Below are 20,633 nucleotides of genomic sequence, written 5' to 3' on the forward strand. Positions count from 1 at the left end.
GCCAATTACAACAGCTGGGCAAGGATGCTGTTCTGCACGATGAGACCCGCCGGGGTCAGGGCAAGGGTGCGGCCGTCAAAGCTTGCATAGCCTGCCCGGACGCAGTTTTGCACAAAGGCCAGCTGTGCGGCGGAAAATTCTTTCCCGTAAAGTTTTTTGTATGCATCCAGCGAAAGGCCTTTGCGCAGACGCAGCTGTAAAATAAGGTAGTCCTCTGCGCCGCAGCTGCCGTCCATCACCGGGGCGGCGGCATCGTTCAGGAAAGCGGCGGTGTCCGGCGGGTAGTAGAACCGTCTGCCGCCCATGCAGGAGTGCGCCGCCGGGCCAAGGCCCAGATAGTCGCCGCAGTCCCAGTAGATGAGGTTGTGTCTGCCCTCATAGCCGGGCTTTGCAAAGTTGGAGATCTCGTACTGTTTGTAGCCGTGGTGTTCCAGCTGTTCCACTGCATAAAGGTAAAAATCGGCGGCTTCATCGCCGGTGGGCAGGCCTTCGGGTGGATGCTTTCCAAAGGCCGAATCCGGCTCGATCTTCAGCAGATATGCCGAAATATGGGTAGCCCCACCACCCTCGATCAGTTCCAGCGTTTCGTCAAACTCGGCTTCGGTGTAGTGCGGCAGTGCCAGCATGATGTCGCCGCTGATGTTCGCAAAGCCTGCCCGCCGGGCGGCGGCAAAGGCAGCCCGCGCCTGTTTTGCCGTATGCGGCCTGCCCAGCGTGCGCAGCTGGGTATCCCGGGCAGACTGCACCCCGAAGGAGATACGGTTCACTCCCGCCTCCCGGAAGCCTGCAAGACTTTCTTCCGTCACCGTCTCCGGGTTTGCTTCCAGTGTGATCTCGGCCCCCGGCATCGGCCGGGCCGCATCGATCAGCCGTTTTGCCTGCTCCGGGCACAGCAGGCTGGGCGTGCCGCCGCCAAAATAAAGGGTGTCCGGCTGCAGAGGTGCTTCCGGCGCAAAGCGGTCAAGCTCTCGCAAAAGAGCATTCACATAAGCTTCCGGTACGCCGCGCTCACCGGGGTGGGAATAAAAATCACAGTACCTGCATTTGGAAAAACAGTACGGAATGTGTAAATAAAGCCCAAGAGACATACAATATCACAGCCTTTTTCATGAAACGTTCATTTCTATGCAGTATACTATATTCCGTAGACCGGAGCAAGGAAAAAGTGTTCCGGCAGAAAGAGACTGGAGGAGTCCCATATGGATTACAATTACAATGGTTACGATCGAGGATACACGGAGCCTGCCATGACCTCGGCTGACTATATGAACCGCACCTACCGCTGGATGGCGGTAGGCCTGCTCATCACCTTTGCAGCGGCGTTCGTTACAGCCGCTACCCCGCTGCTGTACGTTGTCAACTCACTGTATCTGGTGTTCACCATCGCAGAGCTGGTGCTGGTGTATGTGCTCAGCTCCCGCGTGCAGAACATGTCGGTGGGCGGTGCAAGAGCCACCTTCTTTGCCTATGCACTGCTCAACGGCATGGTGCTGAGCTACTACTTCCTGGTATTTGATCTGGGCACTCTGGTGCTGGCCTTCCTTGCCACCTCGCTGTACTTCGGCCTGATGGCGGTCTACGGCACTACTACCCACAAGGATCTGTCCGGCTGGGGTCCCAAGCTGATGATGGGCCTGTTCGCGCTCATCATCACCGGCTTTGTGGGCATGCTGTTCGGCATGAGCTTCCTTACCACGGTGCTGTACAGCGCTGTCGGTCTGGTGGTGTTCATGCTGCTGACCGCCTACGACACCCAGAAACTGAGCCAGATGTTCTCCTACTACGCCTATGACGGCGAGCTGGCCGAGAAGGCTTCCATCTACGGCGCACTGACGTTGTATCTGGACTTCATCAACATCTTCCTGTATGTTGTACGCCTGTTGGGCATGAACAGCCGCCGCCGCAACTGATTTTTGGTCTGCAAGGGCTCTCCCGAAAAGGGAGGGCCTTTTTGTTTGGTACTATCATTTAGAATATCCTCCGCTTCGCTCTGGGTATCAACACAGAAGGCCATAGAGGGAAGATGCATTTTCCGGCTGCGGCCCTCTCATGAAAACGCAGAACCGGTCAGACCGCAGTCTGACCGGTTCTGCATCACTATAAATACAATTCCGCTATTATGGCCAGAATGAAATGGAGGCCATTTTAAATCGTTCCGTGCATAAAACCTGCCCTGCTGTCCCACACTAAGCCCAGAAGCAATGCGTACACAATGCAGCAGATGGGAGTAACGACAATGGAGCAGATCAAAAAGTTTTTGCGCAGCAGGGGCTTTACACTGGCACTGCTGGCCTGTCTCGTCGCAGCCGCAGCGGCGGGCGTGTGGGCAGTGCGCACCGTGCGGGATGAACTGAAAAAGAGCTACGACGACCTGACGACCCCGCAGGAAGAACCTGCCCCGGAGCCGCAGCTCACCCTTGACCCACAGGAGGACGATGTATGGCAGCAGCCCGTGACCGACGCCGCAGAATCTGCGGCAAATGTACCCAAGCCCGCATCCTCTGCGTCCTCTTCTGGGGCGCAGTCTGGCTCTGGTTTGGTGCACGAACCCTCCGCACTGCAGGGCGCATCCTCGCCTGCCAGCAGTTCAGCTGCGCCTGCCTCCACGCAGCCCGTCTCGGGCAGGGTCTTGAACGCCTACAGCGGCGATGAGCTGGTGTACAGCAGCACCCTTGGCGACTGGCGCACCCACAACGGTGTGGACTACGCCTGTGCGCAGGATGCACAGGTGTGTGCTCCCGCCGCCGGTAAGGTGACCGCCGTGGACACCGATAGCCGCTGGGGCAGTGTGGTGTGCATCGAGGACAGCGCCGGGCACCTGTGGCGGGTGTGCGGCACAGCCGACCCCACGGTGCAGACCGGCGATGAAGTGAGTGTGGGCCAGATACTTGGCCGTGCAGGCAGCATTCCCAACGAATGCGCCGAGGAGACGCATATCCATCTGGAAGTACTGCAGGGTGAGCAGTACCTTGACCCGGCAAAGCTGCTGAACTGATGCAGTTCGCCGTATCCCCTGCGTATTTTTCAGTAAAATATTCCAAGCAGCAAAAAATCGGAAAGGCCGTTCTGGTCTTTCCGATTTTTCATTCTATAGGATAGATGCAGGCTCAGGCATTTTCCAGCTCAACCACCGGCCAGCCCAGAAGGCGGATGGCTTCGCGGTCGTGGGTAGCCAGCAAGACAGGCTTTTCTCCGCAGCGCTCCCGCAGCAGCGCCGCAGCAGCGGCAAGGGTGTCCGGGTCCATTCCGGTAAAGGGTTCGTCTAACAGCAACGTATCGCTGGCGACCCACAAAGCCCGCAGCAGAGCCGTGCGTCGCTTCTGTCCGCCGGAAAGCCGTGCTGCAGGCAGGGCCAGTGCGGCAGCGTCCATTCCAAACTGTTGAAAATCTTTTATGATTTGCTCTTTGTATTGTTCTGCACTGCCGGGCAATACCAGCGTCACGTTCTGCACAGCTGTCAGCTGCGGGCAGAGCCGGTCTTCCTGAAACACTGCTGCCACCCGGCCAATGCCCTGTACTATGCCAGAAGTGGGTTCTTCCAGCCCCATGAGGATGCGCAGCAATGTAGTCTTGCCCCAGCCGCTGGGTGCCCACAGCACCGCCGGGCTGTCCACGGCCAAGGTCAGGTCCCGGAACAGCGTTTTCTCCCCGAACTGTTTTGTCAGATGCTTGATGGTCAGCATTGCGGCACCTCCCCGGTCACGGCGCGGGTCACGCAGTCCAGAAGCAGCAGGAACAGTTTTTCAAACCCGGCGCTGATCAGGATGATCACAAACGTCCATGCGAACAGCTCCCCGGTGGAAAGGGTGATCTTGGCCCGGTAGAGTGCATCGCCGATGCTGCCATTGGGCAGGCCGATCACCTCAGCGGCAACGCCGCTCTTCCAGCAGATGCCAAGGGCCACACTGCATCCCTGCCGGAAAGCCGGCAGCACCGCAGGCAGCCACACCGCTCGCAGCCGTCGGCCCAGCGGAAGGCGAAACACCTTCGTCATCTCCAACAGCTGTGGGTCTGCGCTCTGGATGCCGGTGCGCACCGCACCGTACAGCACGGGCAGCACCATTAAAAAGCTGATGAGCACCGAAAGCGATGCCCCCCGCACCCACACCAGCGCCAGAATGATAAAGCTTGCCACCGGCGTGGCTTTGACCAGCTGCAGCACCGGAGCAAGCAGCACATCTGCCGTGTGCCACGCCTGTGCGGCCACAGCCAGCACGATGCTTACGGCCACGCCCAGCCCAAAACCCAGCAGAATGCGCCCGGAGCTGAAACCCACCCGCTGCCAGAACTCTGCCTGCGGCAAAAGCTGCAAAAGAGTGCGCCCCGCCTGCACCGGCGAAACAAGGAACACCTCCTGTCCCACCGCCATGGCGGCGCACTGCCACACCGCCAGCCAGAAGGCCGCAGCAGCCAGCCGCTCAAAAAGTTGTTTGTGTTGGTTCATGGTTCTTTCCTTCTCCTGACGGTCTGAAATGGCCTCCGCTTTGCGGATCGTATAAGTATCATACCACATCTTTTTCCAAACGCCAATGACCCGTGCATCATGATGCATAAGAGCTTATCATGCCTGCCATTACTTTTCTTCATGTTTTTCTTTCTTGACATGAAATCAATAAAACGATAAACTGAACTGTATAAATCTCTGTCATCTTTGATGCAGGAAAGAAATGAGGTGTCTGTCCTATGCAGAAGCTCTCCGGCAAAAGCCTGCTTTTGGTCAGTTTTACGCTATTTTCCATGTTTTTCGGAGCCGGGAACTTGATCTTCCCGCCGCATCTGGGCGCACAGGCCGGTACCAGCCTCTGGCCTGCCTTTGCGGGCCTTGCCGTCAGCGCCGTCGGCCTGCCCATTGCGGGCGTGGTGGCTGTGGCCCGGGCGGGCGGTCTGGATAAGCTTGCCGGCCGGGTGCATCCGGTGTTCGCCATGGTGTTCACCATTCTGGTGTATCTTTCCATCGGGCCCTGCCTTGCCATCCCCCGCACCGCCAGTACCTCCTTCCAGATGCTGGTGCCGCTGATAGGCGGCGGTACCGGGCTGCAGCTGGCCTACTCGGTGCTGTTTTTTGCAGCGGCCTTTCTGGTGGCGCTGCGGCCGGAAAAGCTTACCGACTGGCTGGGCCGCATCCTCTGCCCCTGCCTGATCGTGCTCATCGTGGTGCTGTTTGCCGGGTGTCTCATCCATCCGCTGGCGGCACACTACGGCACACCCAGCGCAGAGTACGCAGCCCTGCCCGCTGTGCAGGGCATCCTGTACGGCTACCAGACCATGGACACGCTGGCCGGGCTGAATTTTGGCGCGGTCATCGCCCTGAACATCCGCGCCCGGGGTGTCACAGAAAGCCGTGCCGTGGAGGGCGGCACCATCCGGGCCGGTTTTATTGCAGGCGGGCTGATGCTGGTGGTCTACGCCATGCTGGGCCACGCCGGGGCCGAGACCGGAGCGGTATACCCGGGCCTTGCCACCGGGGCCGAGGTGCTCACCGCTCTGGCACAGCAGCTGTTCGGCCGGGCGGGCCTTGTGCTTATTGCGGCCATTTTTGTGATCGCATGCTTCAACACCTGCGTGGGCCTGATCGCCTGCGTGGGACAGTATTTTCATCAGCTTCTGCCCCGCATCCCCTACCCTGCCATCGCAGCTTTTTTTGCTGTGGCCAGTATGCTGGTATCGAACCTCGGCCTTGCTGCCATCATCCGGCTGTCCACTCCGGTGCTGAACGCCATTTATCCCGCAGCCATCGTGCTGATCCTGCTTTCCTTTATGCCGGGCCTTGAAAAGCACCGGGCGGTGTATCCGCTGTGCATGGGCCTGACCGCCCTGCAGAGCATCGCCGCTGCGCTGCCGCTGGGGGCAGTATCTGCCGCCGCCAACGCTCTGCCGCTGGGCAGCATGGGCTTTGGCTGGGTGCTGCCCGCAGCGGTGGGACTGGCAGCCGGACTGCTTTTAAACAAATCTGATCTGCAATAAAACAATCTGAAAGGCCCGGTTCCCATGTTACAGGGAGCCGGGCCTTTGCTATTTACTGCAGTTTTTTGCGTTTTTCATAGTCGTTCAGGGCGGCAAGCGCTTCCTTTGCCATGGGCACCAAGGCTATCATGTTGAAAATGGTCATCAAGCCGATGCCAACGTCGCCCAGATCCCACACCACCGTGTAGGCCTGCATACCGCCGATCACCAGCATGACCAGCGCAATCAGCTTATACACGGTCTGGCTCCACCAGTTGTCGCCGCACAGATAGGCCACATTGCCGCGGGCATAGTACAAAACGCCCAGAAAGGTGGAAAAGCTGAATAGCGCCAGCGTGGCCGCAATGAACACGACACCAAAGCCGCCCAGATGGTACTGCAGGGCAGTCTGCAAAAGGTCCATGCCCGCAAGTCCTTCCGTGATCTCCTGCGGCACCAGCAGCATCAAAAAAGCCGTGCAGCTGCAGATCACCACCGTATCGATCAGCACGCCAAGTGCCTGCACAAAGCCCATCTTGACCGGGTCGTCGCACTCTGCGGCGGCAGCTGCACAGGGTGCCGAACCGCTGCCCGCTTCGTTGGAGAACAGGCCGCGCTTGACACCGTTCATCAGCACAGCACCAAAGCCGCCAGCCACGGCCTGCCGCAGACCGAACGCTTCCGCAAAGATGCGCCCGAACACCGCCGGGAGCTTGGGCAGGTTGAACAGCACGATGCCCACGGTGATGACAAAATAGCACACCGCCATGATGGGCACCATCACGTCCAGACTTTTCACGGTGGCATTCTTGCGCAGCACGATCACCGCCGCAATGGCCGTGAGCACCAGTGTGGTAGTAAGCGGCGGAATATGGAACGCATTTTCAAACGCAGAACTGACCGAGTTGGAGATCACCTGACTGATGCCGCACCAGCAGATGAGGCCAGACACCGCAAACAGCGCCGCTACCACAGAGCGTTTGAGCTTTTTGCCGCGCCTGCGCTCCGCCAGCACATGCAGATAGTAGGCCGGGCCGCCGCGCCAGCCGCCGTACAGCGGGTCGGGCTGGCGGTATTTCTGGGCAAGGGTGGATTCGATAAAGGAGGTGGACGCACCCAGAATGGCAGTGACCCACATCCAGAACACCGCACCGGCACCGCCTGCAGAAACAGCAGCCACCACGCCCACCAGATTGCCCATGCCCACGCGGGTGGCGGTGGAAATGACCAGCGTCTGGAAGGAGGAAAGGCCGTCCCTGCCCTGCTTTTTCTCGCACACGGCGGCGATCATATCCCGGAACAGCCGCACCGGCAAAAGACGGGTGCGGCAGGTGAACCAGATACCCGCCGTGAACAGCAGCACCACCATGAAGGAAATGCCGATGCCGCCGCCCAGCGGGATGGTGAACAAGTCGCCCCACAAAAGGCGATAGACGGATTCGATAAGATTTACCAGCAAGGCAGATTCCTCCTGTACTTTGGGTGAATGAAGTTGTTAACTTTATTATAGTACAGTACAGAAGAATTGTAAATTCTAAAAAATTGATAGAAATAATCGATAATAAAAAAGCCGCCCGGCGGTCATACCGGGCGGCGGAGGAAGATGCACGCTGCTGCGCGCAAAACAGAAGATTTTTACAGAATGTCGATGTACTCACCGGCCAGCGCCTTGTTCATGCTGCGCACGGCACAGAACTTGCCGCACATGCTGCAGGTGTCGCTGTGGTCGTCCTCCGGCAGACGGGCATCGCGGATGGCCTTTGCGGTCTCCGGGTCCAGTGCGCAGGCGAACTGTGCATCCCAGTCCAGCACACGGCGGGCATCGCCCATCTTATCGTCGATGTCCCGGGCGTGGGGGATGCCCTTGGCGATATCGGCGGCGTGGGCAGCGATCTTGGAGGCCACGATGCCCTGCTTCACATCGTCCACATTGGGCAGAGCCAGATGCTCGGCGGGGGTCACATAGCACAGGAAAGCTGCACCGCTGGCTGCAGCCACAGCGCCGCCGATGGCAGCGGTGATGTGATCGTAACCGGGGGCGATATCGGTGACGAGGGGTCCCAGCACATAGAAGGGTGCGCCCATGCAGATGCTCTTCTGCACCTCCATGTTTGCAGCCACCTGATTCAGGGGCACATGGCCGGGGCCTTCCACCATCACCTGCACGTTGTGTGCCCATGCGCGCTTGGTCAACTCGCCCAAACGCACCAGCTCCTCGATCTGGCACACATCGGTGGCGTCAGCCAGACAGCCGGGACGGCAGGCATCGCCCAGCGAGATGGTCACATCGTGCTCGGCGCAGATCTCGCAGATCTCGTCAAAGTGCTCGTAGAAGGGGTTCTCGTTGCCGGTCATGCTCATCCATGCAAACACCAGAGAGCCGCCGCGGCTGACAATGTTCATCTTGCGCTTGTGCTTGCGGATCTGCTCGATGGTCTTGCGGGTGATGCCGCAGTGCAGGGTGACAAAGTCCACACCGTCCTCTGCATGCAGGCGCACCACATCGATGAAGTCCTGTGCGGTCAGCTCAGCCAGATCGCGCTGGTAGTGGATGACCGAATCGTACACCGGCACAGTGCCGATCATCACCGGGCACTCGTGGGTCAGCTTCTGGCGGAAGGGCTGGGTGTTGCCGTGGCTGGAAAGATCCATAATGGCTTCCGCACCCATGTTGACGGCGCTCATCACCTTCTGCATCTCCACGTTGTAGTCCTTGCAGTCGCGGGAGACACCAAGGTTCACGTTGATCTTGGTGCGCAGCATGGAGCCGACACCCTCGGGGTTCAAACACTCGTGGTGCTTGTTGGCCGGAATGGCTACCTTGCCCTCGGCCACCCACTGGCGGATCTCCTCGGTGGTGCGATACTCTTTTTTAGCCACGATCTCCATCTGCGGCGTGATGATGCCCTTGCGGGCAGCATCCATCTGAGTGGTATAAGTCTGCATACGCTCTGTTCCTCCAAATGACAGTTTATCTCTGAACAGCAGGGTGCTGGTCATACAAGGGTAGGGAAAGGCAGCCGTCATTCAGAAAAAACAGAACGTTCTGGATGCCGGCACCTGCGCAAAATACGCTTTTCATGTTGGTTTTCTCCATGAATTTTATAACGCGGCCCAAGGTGGTGTCCCCAGTTTGCCGCGGGATCGGTCAGATGATCTGCTCCGACAGGGCTTTCAACTCTTTGCACTCGGTCTCGATGTCGTCTGCTGCAAAGATGGCGCTCACAAGGGCCACGCCATCCACACCGGTGCCCTTGAGCTGCAGGATGTTCTCCTTGTGGATGCCGCCAATGGCCACCACCGGGATGTCCACGGCATCACAGATGGCCTTCAGGGTCTCGTGGGGCAGAACATCCACATCGGTCTTGGTATGGGTGGCAAAGGCCGCGCCCACGCCAAGGCAGTCTGCGCCGTGCTTGACGGCTTCCCGTGCTTCCTCCACACTGTGGACGGAAACGCCGATCATCATTCCCTCGCCCACACGGGCGCGCACCTGCGCTGCAGCCATATCCTCCTGCCCCACGTGCACACCTTCGGCGTGGCAGCGGATGGCAATGTCCACGTTGTCGTTCACAAAGAACGGCACGCCGTAGCGCTGGCACAGAGCATGGAGCTCCACCGCCTCTTTCAGAAAGGCTTCGTCGTCCAGCTCTTTTTCACGCAGCTGCACACAGGTGACACCGCCCTTCAGGGCGCTCTCCACCTGTTCATAGAGGGTCTGTTTGCCCACCCATGCGCGGTCGGTGACGGCATACAGAAGCATGTTCTGCTTATCGCACTTCATAGTTTGCTCCTTCTTCCAGCTGATCCGGGGTCATATTGTAAATGGCATCGATGATATAATTGCGGTAGGTGGAGTTGCCGTCCAGCGGGGTCAGGCGTTTGTGGGCGGTCTCGCCCGCAAGGCCCATGGCGCACACTGCAGCTGCAGCGGCTTCCAGCGGATGGCCGGGGTTGGCGGTAACGAACGCCGCCGTCAGGGCCGAAAGCTGGCAGCCTGTGCCGGTGATGCTGCTCATCATGGCATTGCCGTTGCGGATGCAGTAGGCGGTGTGGGCATCGGCCACGATGTCGATGGCACCGGTAATGGCAATAACGGCACCCGTCTGGGCTGCAAAGGCCTTGGCAAAGGCCACGGCAGAATCCAGATTGGCCTCAGTAACTTTATCGGCCACATCGGCATCCACGCCCTTGGTGGTTCCCGCGCCGGAAGCCAGCGTTTTGATCTCCGAGATGTTGCCGCGGATCACGGTGAACTTTACGTCCCGGAGCAGGCGGAAAGCCGTGTCGGTGCGCAGGCGGGATGCACCCGCACCCACCGGGTCCAGCACCACAGGATGGCCCAGCTGGTTTGCCTTTTTGCCCGCCAGCAGCATGCTGGTGATGGTGCGGCTGTTCAGGGTGCCGATGTTGATGTTCAGACCGCCGCAGATGGTGGTGATGTCCTCCACCTCGGCGGCATCGTCGGCCATGATGGGCGAAGCACCGCAGGCCAGCACCATGTTGGCGCAGTCGTTCACGGTGACGTAGTTGGTAATGTTATGGATGAGCGGGCAGGTGCGGCGGACATTTTCAAACTCTGTTTTAAACATTTGCACGCACCACCGTCAGGAAAGGCTGTTCTGCATGGAGCGCAGAGCGCCGGAGCGCTGCAGGCTGTACACCAGCACGCCCGCAATGATGGAACCCACTGCAGTGGAGATGAGGAACGGCACGATGTAGGCATAGAACGCGATATCGCCAGCGCTCTTGCCCATGAGGAAGATGGCCACCGGGTAAGCGCACAGGCCGCCCAGAATGCTGGTGCCGAACACCTCGCCCACCATGGTGGCAAGGATGTTTTTGGTCTTATGGTACACAAGGCCGCACAGCAGTGCGCCGAACATGCTGCCGGGGAAGGCCATCAGGCTGCCCAGACCCAGCAGATTGCGCAGCAGCGAGGCCACAAAGGCCACGCCCACGCCCCACCACGGGCCAAGCAGCACCGCGCAGGTCACATTGACCATGTGCTGGATGGGTGCACATTTGCTGCCGAACATGGGGAAGCTGAATACGCTGCCCACCACGCACAGAGCACACAGCATGCCGGCCAGCGCCAGCTTTTTCACAGAGAGTTTTTTCATAAGGCAAGGCTCCTTTCCAAACCTGCGGAAGCAGCAAAAACCATACAGCGCCTCCGCAAACAGCCCGCACCCGGTGCCAGACCCGGCGCAGGAACTATAAGAAGCGGTCGAGACTTTCTGGTCTCCTCTCACGCCGGAACACGGCTTCCCATCGCTGACGGTCACAAAGCTCAGGGCGCTCCCCCTCAGCCCGCTGCGGCACTTCCGCAGAAAAGTACAAGGCATCCTCCTTAATGGTAATAGGTGCACAACAAAAAACAGGAGACACCTTCCGCGGTGCCTCCTGCAAAAAATCATCCATTCTGACTTCCTACGGCGGCATTATCCGCATCAGGTAAAAGGGTCGAAGTTTGGGTACTTCCTCTCAGCCTGCTTCACAAGCTCCCCTGTATTTGATTGTGATTGTATTCTACACCCTTTGCGCACAAATTGCAAGAGGGGGCAAAGGCGCGCACAGCGGTGCAAAACGTTTTTCACGCAGTTTTTGGGGCGTTTCACGCAGGTTTTATTGAAAAAGAAGGTGAAATATGGTATTTTCAAGGTGGACGCATACCCCCCCCCGTAAGCAAAAAGGAGGAATTCCGTATGAAGCAGACGACCCTGACCCAAAGGCTGCTCTCAGCCCTCGTGGCGCTGTGCATGGTGCTGAGCGTGTGCGCACCGGCACTGGCGGCAGAACCGGAAATAGGAAGCGCGGCGATGATCACGCTTACAAAAGGCGGGACAACAACGGACCTTAAGATGCCTGAGGGCAACGTGAGCCTGAGCGCAGCGTATCGGGAGACATATCACCTGTATGAAGATAAGAGTAAAGCCGAGTTCTTTGTGGACGGTAAGCAGGTCTATCAGGCACCGGCAGGCGTCCGCGTTACCGTAAAGCTTGTGGATGGTTTCATCAACGACCACCACGAATTTGATCAGTGGCAGAGCTACACGACTCTTGTAGACCCGGAGGAAGGCTGGGAGAACAAGCCGAGCTTCAGCTTCACCATGCCGTCCGACATAGTGCTCCTGGTGGCACACAGGACGACCCTGTACGATGTCAACGTCACACACGGCACCATCGTGGACGGAACCGGCGACACCGGCACATCCAAAAAGATCGTGAAGCCGGGCCAGCCGGTCACCGTCCGGGCCGAGAGCACGGAGGAGAACCCCTTCCTGCAGTGGACGTATACCGGCAAAGCACCCGTAGAGCCGGATGACGGCTGGCAGACCAGCCCGGAGTTCACCTTTAAAATGCCTTACGGCAATGTGACGCTGGAAGCACAGCGGGACCAGCTGTACAAGGTATCCATCAACGACAGTCTGGGCAGTGTGACCATCAACGGCGAACCGCGCAGCAGCCTTTGGGTCAAGGAAGGCGAGACGGTGGCAGTGGCTACCACCCTGAAAGACGGCTACTGGATGGAGTTTGAGAAGTGGAACTCCACCGGCACTGCACCCGAAGAGCCGGAGGGCGGCTGGACAGAGACAAACAAAAGCACCAGCACAACCTTTACCTTTAAAATGCCCAATGGCCCGGTGGAACTGGTCGCTCAGTGGTCGGCAAGCTCGCTTGACCCGTATCAGCCCATCGACCCGGACGAACCTCTTGATGAAGACTTCGGCGTGGAACCTGCACCCATGGATACCACAGGCGGTACCATTGCCGCCGTGGCCGTTGGCGGTGCAGCCATCTGGGGCGGCTACGAGATCGCCACCCGCGTGATCCTGCACAGCCTCCTGCCCGAGGGTGCAGTCATCCCGGCAAGCCGCGGCCAACTGGCTCTGCTGGTGTGGAACACCGCAGGCAGGCCCGAACCCGCAGGCGCACCCGCCTTTGCGGATGTGACCGACCCTGATATGGCCAAGGCCGCACAGTGGTGCACCGAGCAGGGCACCATGGTTGCCAAGGGCGACCGCTTTGAGCCCGAAGGCTGGACCCCGAAGTTCAAGGTGATCGAAGTGTGGAACAAGACGTTCCCCGCAGCCTGATGCCGGCAGTGTGGATGCCGTGCTCGGTTCGGACCTTTTCCGTGAAAATGAGGCTGTTACAAAATAGCTCTCTGAAAAAATCATGAACAAAACCCGGAACCTTTTCTCGGCCAAAACGGCTCAAAAAGGGTTCCGGGTTTTTGATGTTATGCTGTTTCCGCCTTATCCGTTCCACCCTCTGGCAGAGGGGTCCAGCATTTCGGCGGCAGAGTAAATGAGGGCGTTGCAGATGGCTGCAGCCACATTGCTGCCGCCCTTGCGGCCCATGGCGGCGATGGCAGGCACGCCGTATCGCTCGCAGGCGGCAAACAGCACTTCCTTGCTTTCCACCACATTCACAAACCCTACCGGCACGCCAATGACCAGTGCAGGCCGCAGACCGGCTTCCATTTCCTCCGCAATGGTCAAAAGGGCCGTGGGCGCATTGCCAATGGCCAGAATGGCCCCCGGGTGCTCCCGGGCAGCGCGGTGCATGGCGGCAACGGCACGGGTGGTGCCCGCCTGCTTTGCGGCTTCGGCCACAGCGGGGTCTGCCATGTAGCAGATGGCTTCACCGTTCAGTTTTTTCAGGCCCGGTTTTGTGATGCCTGCCAGCGCCATATTGGTGTCGGTAACGATGAAAGCACCCGCGTGCAGGGCCTTGACTGCGGCTTCCACCGCGCCGGGTGTAAAGCGCAGATTGTTTGCGTAGTCGAAATCCGCGGTGGTATGGATGACCCGCTTGACCACCGCAGCCGTCTCCGGCGGCGGGGTCAGGCCCAGCTCGTCCAGTTCCCTTGTGATAATGGAGATGCTCGTCCGTTCAATGTCGGCGGGCAGATGATGCTGCGGTGTCATGTGTTGTCTCCTTTTTGCATTCCCATAGCAGCATAGATGGCAGGCAGATCCAGTGCCGCGCGCACACCATCGGCAAGCAGATCAAACTGCTGCTGACGGTACTGCTCCATGGGGATAAGCTCGGCCCCGGCCGGATCGATGCCCTTCCGTTTGCACAAAAATGCGGTCAGTTTTTCGGTCAGTTCGCCGGTGTCGAACAGGCCGTGCAGGTAGGTACCGAATACACCGTCCTGCACACAGCCCTCCGGCGTGCCGTCTGCAAGGATGCAGAACGCACTGCCCCGCACCTCGGTGCGGCCTGCGTGGATCTCGTAGCCCGTCAGCTTTGCGCCTGCAAAGGGTTCTGTGGTCACACAGGCTGCGGTCTGGGTCAGGTGCTTTTCGGTGCTGAACACCGTCGTGGTGGGCAGCAGGCCAAGGCCCCGCAGGGTGCAGGGGGTGCCGCTCTCCTCCCCTGCCGGGTCGCAGAGCTGTTCGCCCAGCATCTGATAGCCGCCGCACACGCCCAGCACCGGCGTACCGGTTGCCGAAAGCCTGAGCACCGCCGCTTCCAGTCCGCTTTCCCGCAGCCAGCGCAGGTCATCCATGGTGTTTTTGGTGCCGGGCAGAATGACGAGATCCGGTGCACCCAGCTGGCGGGTGCGCTGCACGTACCGCACACCCAGCAACGGGTGCTGTTCCAGCGGGATAAAGTCGGTGAAGTTGGACACATGCGGCAGGCGCAGGATGGCGATATCCAGCGGCTTGACGGCGCTTTTTGCTTCCAGACGATCCGAGAGAGAGTCCTCGTCCTCGATCTCCACCCGCAGATACGGCACCACACCCACTACGGGCAGCTGCGTTTTTTCTTCCAGCATGGCAAGGCCGGGCCGCAGGATCTCCACATCGCCCCGGAACTTGTTGATGATGAGCCCCCTGATGCGGGCACGCTCGTCGGCTTCCAGCAGCTCCACAGTGCCGTACAGTTGCGCGAATACGCCGCCCCGGTCGATATCGCCCGCCAGAAGCACCGGCGCATCCACCAGCTTTGCAAGGCCCATGTTCACGATATCGTCGGCTTTCAGGTTGATCTCCGCCGGGCTGCCCGCGCCTTCGATCACGATAATGTCGTTCTCGGCGGCAAGGCTGTTGTAGGCTTCCAGAATGTCCGGGATAAGGCTGCGCTTCATTTTAAAGTAGGCGGCAGCAGACATCTGGCCCCGGGCCTTGCCGTTCACGATCACCTGGCTGCCCACATCGCTGCTGGGCTTGAGCAGGATGGGGTTCATGCGCACATCCGGCTCCACGCCTGCAGCCTGTGCCTGCACCACCTGAGCACGGCCCATCTCTGCACCGTTGCGGGTGACGAAGCTGTTCAGGGCCATGTTCTGGCTTTTGAAAGGGGCCACGCGGTAGCCATCCTGCGCAAAGATGCGGCACAGCGCCGCGCACAGCAGGCTTTTGCCCGCACCGCTCATGGTGCCCTGCACCATAATGCATTTTGCCTTGCTCATTGTGCCACCTCCGGCAGGGTTTCGGCCAGCAGTGCAAGCAGCTGCCGGTTCTCGTTTTCTGTGCGCACGGCGGTGCGGTACCAGCTGGCATCAAGGCCCGGATAATTGCCGCAGCTGCGCAGTACTGCACCCTTGCGGCGCAGCGCTTCGCCCAGCGCTTCCGGCGCGCGGAACAGCAGATAGTTAGCCCGGCCCTCGATCACCCGCAGGCCCAGCGCCCGCAGGCCGTCTGCCAGCACAGGCCGCTGTGCTTCGATCAATGCACGCACCTTCGCCACATATTCCGTCTCGTCCAGCGCAGCGATGCCTGCCGCCTGCGCCAGACCGGACACCGCCCACGGCTGGCCCGCTGCCCGCATCCGGGCAAGCAGCTCTGTATCAGAGCACAGGCAGCAGCCCAGCCGCACGCCTGCCATGCCGTAAAGCTTGGTGAAGGCTTTTAAAATAATCAGTTTTTTGCTGTTTTTCAGCAGATGCTTTGCCGAAAGGCCTTCGCCCTCCGGCAGAAAATCCAGAAAGCATTCGTCCACGGCCAGCACCGCACCCACGGCTTCGCATTTGTGCAGCAGCGCTTCCACAAGGGCAGGCTCTGCCAGCTGGCCGGTGGGGTTGTTGGGCTGACAGAGGAACACCATATTTGTACCCGGGTGCACCGCGTTCAGGAGATCTTTCGCCACCGCAAAATCGTTTTCTTCCCGCAAAAAATGCCGTTCCACCGTGCAGCCTGCCGTTTCAAGGGCGGTGGCATACTCGGCAAAAGTGGGGGCCGTTACCAGTGCAGTGCAGGGCTTTGCAGCCAGCGCCAGCCGGAAGATGAGGTCTGCCGCGCCGTTGCCGCACAGCAGCCATTCGGCGGGCACTCCCTCAGCCACCGCCAGTTTTTCACGCAGGGCCCGGCACAGCGGGTCGGGGTAGCGGTCGGCCGTGGCAAGCGCTGCCGTAATGGCCTTTGCCACCCCTTCCGGCAGACCCAGCGGACTGACATTGGCCGAAAAATCCAGCGGGTCGCGGCCAAACTCGGCGCGGTAGCCCGCCCAGTCGCCGCCATGGGTCAATTGTTTCATGCAAGGAACCCCCGTATTGCTGCACCCCATGCCAGCGCAAAGCCGCTTGCCACATACATCATGCGGTTGGCGCGCAGGATGTCCTGCGGCTCAATGGGGCGCAGGGCATCACCGATGGTAGGCTTGGGGTAATATTCGCCAAAATAGTAAGCTGGGCCGGCCAGCTGCACGCCCAGTGCACCGGCGCAGGCGCTTTCGGTCTGGGCGCTGTTGGGGCTGGCGTGGTTGCGCCGGTCCCGCCGCCAGATGCGCCATGCGCCCTTGGCATCGTTGCCGGTAAAGGCCGCAGCGGCCACCCACAAAAGGGCGGCAAGGCGGCTGGGGATGTAGTTGGCAAGGTCGTCCAGCTTCGCGGCTGCGCGGCCAAAGTAAAGATACTTCTCGTTTTTGTAGCCCAGCATGCTGTCCATGGTATTGATGGCCTTGTAGGTCAGCGCCAGCGGTGCCCCGCCGATGAGCATATACAGCAGCGGCGCAATGACACCGTCGCTGGCATTTTCGGCCACCGTTTCCACCGCAGCTTTGGTCACACCCTCTGAGGTCAGGTTCTGGGTGTCGCGGCCCACGATGCGGCTCACGGCTTTGCGAGCAGCGGGCAGGTCGTTCCGGACCAGCTCGTTATACACATTTGTGCTCTCCTGCGCAAGGCCCCTTGCCGCCAGCGCCTGCCCGCACCAGAACATCTGCACCGCAAGGCCCAGCCACGGGCTGAGCTTTGCCGCCGCCAGACACACAAGGCTCGTGACCAGAAAGGTGCCCACCGGCAGGCAGAACGCCGTCACGGCACCGCCCAGCAGCTCGCCCTGCGGGGTGCCGGGCAGGCGGGCACGCAGGAATTTTTCCAGCCGGGAGATGCATCTGCCCATAAGCACCACCGGGTGCGGTAGCCACGCCGGGTCTCCGAAGAGCGCGTCCAGCACAAAACCGCCCAGTACAGCCCACAGGACCATCACTCGGCCCCCTTTGTATACTGCACCGTCTTGATGAGATACAAAACGTGCTTCGTCTGCCAGTCCTTTGCATCCAGCACAAAGCCGCCCGCGTTGGGCCCGCACCACGCATAATAGTCCCTGTGGGGGACGGCAAACCGCTCCATGGCGGCCATCTGGGTGCCGCCGTGGGCCAGAATGACCAGCCGTTCTTCGCCTGCGGCAAGAGCTTTATCGATCAGCTCTGCCACGGTGCGGCAGATGCGGTCTGAAAAATCCGTCTTGCGCTCTCCATCCGGGCAGGGGCTTTCGCAGTTGGCCTTCACCCATGCCTGATACTCGGGGTCCTTTTCCATCTCGATGAAATTGCGTCCCTCAAAGCTGCCAAAGCACATCTCTTTCAGGCCGTCCACCGGCACAAGCTTTGCCTCCGGGAACAGGATGCGCGCCGTCTGGCTGGTGCGCTGCAGGGTGGAAACATAGACCACATCGGGGTCAAAATCTGCCCGGCGCAGCTGGGCAGCGCCTTCGGGTGAGAGCGGGATATCGCGCTGGCCCTGATAACGCTTCTGGGCGTTGTATTCCGTCTGGCCATGACGCAGAAGATAGATCAGCATTGAGACAATTCTCCTTTCAAAACCGTTGGGATGCCGCAGAACATCTGCACCACGCATTCGGCCCGTGCGGCCAGCAGGCAGGCAAGCCTGCCCGCCGCCTCGCGGTCGGCGCGCTGTTTGACATCCATCGGCACAACACCGCCGCCTACCTCGGTGGCGATGAGGATATCGTATTCAGAAGCAAGGCGGTCTGCCAGCCGTTCCAGTGCCTCGCGGTCGGCGGCATCGGCAGCCAATACCTGCACGTCCGAAAGACGCTTGCCGGGAAGTGTTTGCGCAAAGGTGCGCTTGCCGCTGTAGAGCGGCCCGGTAATAAAGATCATAGCAGCCCTCCCCACTGGCAGGCACACAGTGCCGCCAGCATCCAGAGCTCGGCCTTTTGCAAAAACCACCCGGCAAGGTCGCCGGTGATGCCGCCGAACTGCTTCCGGCTCACAGCATGGTAGCGCCAGAGCACCGCCAGCGCTGCCAGCACCAGTGCCCAGCCGCCCAGCGCCGCCATACCCACGCACAGCACTGCGGCCAGCACCGCCAGCACTCGGCGCACCACAGTTTTGTCTGCTGCAGTGGCAAAGGTGTGTGCAAGACCGGTGTTTTTTGCCATGGGGAACGATGCCACCGCAAGGCCCGAAAGCGCCCGTTCCAGCACCAGTGCCAAAACCCACAGCACACCCACGCGGGGTGCAAAACTCACACAGGTGCACAGGGCAAAATAGGCCAGAAAATAGCTGCACAGCCGGATGACCGCAAAGGCACCGCAGTGGGGGTCTTTTAATATTTCCAGCTTCTTTTCTCGGTCGCCGTAGCTGGAAAGGGCATCGCAGGTGTCGGCATAGCCGTCCAGATGGATGCCGCCGGTGATCCATACCGGGATCAGCGCAAAGCCTGCCGCCTTGGCAAGGTCCGGCAGGGGCAGCGTGCCACACACACACCACGCCGCACCAATAACGACACCAATGAGCGGAAAGGCGCACATGGCATAACGCATATTCTTTTCGTTCCATTCGAACTGCGGCACCGGGATGGCCGAAAACATGGCAAAGGCCACCGCAATGGTCTGCAAAACGATCATTTTTCCACTCCTTTATAGTACACGGGGATGCCGCATACCACCCGCACCACCGCATCTGCCCGGGCGGCAAAGGCATTGTTCACCTGCGCCAGTGCCAGCAGATAGCGGCCTGTGTCACCGGCATAGTCGGCCCCGCCGCTGAACACCTCGTTGGAAACAACGATGAGGTTTTCGCACTGGGCTGCAAGGCTTTCCAGCCCGTGCAGGATGGCTTTGGCCGCGTTTTCCCCTGCTCCCGCCGGGTCGTACAGCTCGTTGGCGGCAAGGTTTCCAAGGTCTTCCAGCAAGGCGGTGCCTCGCGCAGGCAGGCGCACATTGCCCAGATGCAAGGGACACTCCACCGTTTCAAACTGCTTTGCGGCCCGCATTTTGCGGTGCTTTTCCACCCGGGCGGCACACTCGGCATCCCACACCTGCATGGTGGCAAAATAGTAGCGGGGGCCGGTGGTTTTCAGCACAAGGCTCTCGGCATATTCACTTTTGCCGCTGGCCGCGCCGCCCAGAACCAGCGTCAACATTGGGGCGTATACGGCGCAATGCCGCCCTCCGCAAAGGAGTAGCACCCGCCGTATACGGCCAGCGCCATATCCCACAGCGGGATGCTGGCCACCGCGCCGGTGCCCTCGCCCAGATGCAGCCCCGCCGTAATGATGGGTGCCTTGCCCAGTGCTTCCAGCACGATGCGCGCGGCAGGCTCTGCCGAGCAGTGGCTTGCAAACACAGCCTTTGCCGCCGCCGGGCACAGCCGCACGGCGCACAGCGCGGCCACTCCGCTGATAAAGCCATCTGCCAGCACCGGCACACCGGCCAGTGCACCGCCCAGAAACACACCGCACAGGCCCGCGATATCAAAGCCGCCAAGCTTTGCAAGAACATCCAATGTGTCTTCCGGGTCCGGCTCATTGCAAAGGATGCCGCGGCAGATGGCATCCACCTTACGGGCAAGCCCTTCGTCCGAGAGGCCCGCACCGCGCCCGGTCATAAGCTCCACGGGCTGGCCCAGCAGCACTGCCGCCACCGCGCTGGAGGTGGTGGTATTGCCAATGCCCATTTCACCGGTGGCGATGAGCCTGTAGCCATCCTCTGCCAGTTCCCGGGCAAGGGCAATGCCCTCCCCAACGGCCTGCACGGCCTCGGCCCGGCTCATGGCAGGGCCTTGGGTAAAATCCGCCGTGCCTGCGGCAATGCGGCAGCTGCGCACGCCGGGCACCGGTTCGCCTGCCATGCCCATATCCACGGGCAGAACATCGCAGTGGGCCGTGCGGGCCATCTGGCACACACTGGTGCGCCGCATGGCAAGGTTTTCGGCCACGGCACGGGTCACTTCCTGCCCGGTCTGGCTCACGCCCTGCGCCACTACGCCGTTATCCGCGCAGAGCACCACCACCACCCGGCGGGAAAGATCAAGCTCCGCACTGCCGGTAAGGGCGGCGGCATCCTCCAGCATGGTCTCCAGCCGGCCCAACCCGCCCAGAGGCTTTGCAAGGCTGGCCCAGTGGGCATGTGCCGCCGCGCGGGCAGCTTCGTTGGCAGGGGTGATACCCGCCAAAAGTGCATTCAGTTCCGTTTCGGTCATTT

21 protein-coding genes and 1 riboswitch are annotated in these 20,633 nt (G+C 60.4%); of the genes, 4 read left to right on the top strand and 17 right to left on the bottom strand.

The window, feature by feature from the left end; translation table 11 throughout:
- Nucleotides 1-5: 5 nt before the first annotated feature.
- The gene (gene hemW / locus DW937_RS08250; RefSeq protein WP_120120618.1) at nt 6-1,088 is read right to left on the bottom strand and encodes a radical SAM family heme chaperone HemW; all 1,083 of its coding nucleotides are present in this window, start codon (nt 1,086-1,088) and stop codon (nt 6-8) included.
- 111 nt (nt 1,089-1,199) lie between these two features.
- On the opposite strand from hemW, the gene DW937_RS08255 reads away from it, so the two are divergent.
- Both DW937_RS08255 and DW937_RS08260 read left to right on the top strand, forming a co-directional pair.
- Nucleotides 1,200-1,910 (top strand): Bax inhibitor-1/YccA family protein, encoded by a 711-nt coding sequence (locus DW937_RS08255; protein ID WP_118528998.1) that lies wholly within the window; start codon nt 1,200-1,202, stop codon nt 1,908-1,910.
- A gap of 326 nt (nt 1,911-2,236) precedes the next feature.
- On the top strand, nt 2,237-2,995 hold the full coding sequence (locus DW937_RS08260) for a M23 family metallopeptidase (RefSeq protein WP_165852915.1): 759 nt from the start codon (nt 2,237-2,239) through the stop codon (nt 2,993-2,995).
- Between the two features lie 112 nt (nt 2,996-3,107).
- Here DW937_RS08260 and DW937_RS08265 read toward each other — a convergent pair whose 3' ends face one another.
- Nucleotides 3,108-3,683, bottom strand: a complete 576-nt coding sequence (locus DW937_RS08265; RefSeq protein ID WP_120120619.1) for an ATP-binding cassette domain-containing protein — start codon at nt 3,681-3,683, stop codon at nt 3,108-3,110.
- A complete protein-coding gene (locus DW937_RS08270) occupies nt 3,677-4,444 on the bottom strand; it encodes an ABC transporter permease subunit (RefSeq protein ID WP_120120665.1) in 768 nt (255 codons plus the stop codon). The genes DW937_RS08265 and DW937_RS08270 overlap by 7 nt, the downstream gene beginning before the upstream one ends.
- A gap of 239 nt (nt 4,445-4,683) precedes the next feature.
- Between DW937_RS08270 and brnQ the strand changes: the two genes are divergently transcribed.
- Nucleotides 4,684-5,964: a branched-chain amino acid transport system II carrier protein gene (gene brnQ, locus DW937_RS08275; RefSeq protein WP_120120620.1), complete on the top strand. Its 1,281-nt coding sequence runs from the start codon at nt 4,684-4,686 to the stop codon at nt 5,962-5,964.
- A gap of 52 nt (nt 5,965-6,016) precedes the next feature.
- On the opposite strand, the gene DW937_RS08280 is transcribed toward brnQ, so the two are convergent.
- The 5 genes from DW937_RS08280 to thiW all read right to left on the bottom strand — a co-directional run bounded on the left by DW937_RS08280 (nt 6,017) and on the right by thiW (nt 11,066).
- The gene (locus tag DW937_RS08280; protein WP_097776360.1) at nt 6,017-7,402 is read right to left on the bottom strand and encodes an alanine/glycine:cation symporter family protein; all 1,386 of its coding nucleotides are present in this window, start codon (nt 7,400-7,402) and stop codon (nt 6,017-6,019) included.
- 176 nt (nt 7,403-7,578) lie between these two features.
- Nucleotides 7,579-8,889, bottom strand: coding sequence for a phosphomethylpyrimidine synthase ThiC (gene thiC / locus DW937_RS08285; RefSeq protein WP_044953845.1), 1,311 nt, complete (start codon nt 8,887-8,889; stop codon nt 7,579-7,581).
- A 202-nt stretch (nt 8,890-9,091) separates the two neighbouring features.
- Nucleotides 9,092-9,727 (bottom strand): thiamine phosphate synthase, encoded by a 636-nt coding sequence (gene thiE, locus DW937_RS08290; RefSeq protein WP_120120621.1) that lies wholly within the window; start codon nt 9,725-9,727, stop codon nt 9,092-9,094.
- Entirely contained in the window at nt 9,714-10,535 is an 822-nt protein-coding gene (gene thiM / locus DW937_RS08295; protein WP_118528983.1) for a hydroxyethylthiazole kinase, read from the bottom strand. The genes thiE and thiM overlap by 14 nt, the downstream gene beginning before the upstream one ends.
- Before the next feature lie 15 nt (nt 10,536-10,550).
- Nucleotides 10,551-11,066 carry an energy coupling factor transporter S component ThiW gene (gene thiW, locus DW937_RS08300; RefSeq protein ID WP_118528981.1) on the bottom strand — a complete coding sequence of 172 codons (516 nt, stop codon included), beginning with the start codon at nt 11,064-11,066 and terminating at the stop codon, nt 10,551-10,553.
- A gap of 290 nt (nt 11,067-11,356) precedes the next feature.
- A riboswitch (TPP riboswitch) is annotated at nt 11,357-11,464 on the bottom strand.
- A gap of 187 nt (nt 11,465-11,651) precedes the next feature.
- On the opposite strand from thiW, the gene DW937_RS08305 reads away from it, so the two are divergent.
- Nucleotides 11,652-13,043 (top strand): hypothetical protein, encoded by a 1,392-nt coding sequence (locus DW937_RS08305; RefSeq protein WP_120120622.1) that lies wholly within the window; start codon nt 11,652-11,654, stop codon nt 13,041-13,043.
- A gap of 162 nt (nt 13,044-13,205) precedes the next feature.
- Here DW937_RS08305 and DW937_RS08310 read toward each other — a convergent pair whose 3' ends face one another.
- The 9 genes from DW937_RS08310 to cobT are packed head-to-tail and all read right to left on the bottom strand — an operon-like array spanning nt 13,206 to nt 20,631.
- On the bottom strand, nt 13,206-13,880 hold the full coding sequence (locus tag DW937_RS08310; protein ID WP_120120623.1) for a precorrin-8X methylmutase: 675 nt from the start codon (nt 13,878-13,880) through the stop codon (nt 13,206-13,208).
- Nucleotides 13,877-15,373 carry a cobyric acid synthase gene (locus DW937_RS08315; RefSeq protein WP_120120624.1) on the bottom strand — a complete coding sequence of 499 codons (1,497 nt, stop codon included), beginning with the start codon at nt 15,371-15,373 and terminating at the stop codon, nt 13,877-13,879. The genes DW937_RS08310 and DW937_RS08315 overlap by 4 nt, the downstream gene beginning before the upstream one ends.
- On the bottom strand, nt 15,370-16,437 hold the full coding sequence (locus DW937_RS08320) for a threonine-phosphate decarboxylase (protein WP_120120625.1): 1,068 nt from the start codon (nt 16,435-16,437) through the stop codon (nt 15,370-15,372). The genes DW937_RS08315 and DW937_RS08320 overlap by 4 nt, the downstream gene beginning before the upstream one ends.
- Nucleotides 16,434-17,387: an adenosylcobinamide-phosphate synthase CbiB gene (gene cbiB, locus DW937_RS08325; protein ID WP_120120626.1), complete on the bottom strand. Its 954-nt coding sequence runs from the start codon at nt 17,385-17,387 to the stop codon at nt 16,434-16,436. The genes DW937_RS08320 and cbiB overlap by 4 nt, the downstream gene beginning before the upstream one ends.
- On the bottom strand, nt 17,387-17,983 hold the full coding sequence (locus tag DW937_RS08330; RefSeq protein WP_120120627.1) for a histidine phosphatase family protein: 597 nt from the start codon (nt 17,981-17,983) through the stop codon (nt 17,387-17,389). Before DW937_RS08330 ends, cbiB begins: the two co-directional genes overlap by 1 nt.
- Nucleotides 17,977-18,306, bottom strand: a complete 330-nt coding sequence (locus DW937_RS08335; protein WP_120120628.1) for a bifunctional adenosylcobinamide kinase/adenosylcobinamide-phosphate guanylyltransferase — start codon at nt 18,304-18,306, stop codon at nt 17,977-17,979. The genes DW937_RS08330 and DW937_RS08335 overlap by 7 nt, the downstream gene beginning before the upstream one ends.
- Nucleotides 18,303-19,055: an adenosylcobinamide-GDP ribazoletransferase gene (locus DW937_RS08340; protein WP_120120629.1), complete on the bottom strand. Its 753-nt coding sequence runs from the start codon at nt 19,053-19,055 to the stop codon at nt 18,303-18,305. The genes DW937_RS08335 and DW937_RS08340 overlap by 4 nt, the downstream gene beginning before the upstream one ends.
- Nucleotides 19,052-19,573, bottom strand: coding sequence for a bifunctional adenosylcobinamide kinase/adenosylcobinamide-phosphate guanylyltransferase (locus DW937_RS08345; RefSeq protein ID WP_120120630.1), 522 nt, complete (start codon nt 19,571-19,573; stop codon nt 19,052-19,054). The genes DW937_RS08340 and DW937_RS08345 overlap by 4 nt, the downstream gene beginning before the upstream one ends.
- Complete coding sequence (gene cobT, locus DW937_RS08350; protein ID WP_097781493.1) at nt 19,567-20,631, bottom strand: nicotinate-nucleotide--dimethylbenzimidazole phosphoribosyltransferase; 1,065 nt, start codon at nt 20,629-20,631, stop codon at nt 19,567-19,569. Before cobT ends, DW937_RS08345 begins: the two co-directional genes overlap by 7 nt.
- Nucleotides 20,632-20,633 lie beyond the last annotated feature (2 nt).

Source organism: Faecalibacterium sp. AM43-5AT (assembly GCF_003603345.1).
Taxonomy (GTDB): domain Bacteria; phylum Bacillota; class Clostridia; order Oscillospirales; family Ruminococcaceae; genus Faecalibacterium; species Faecalibacterium taiwanense.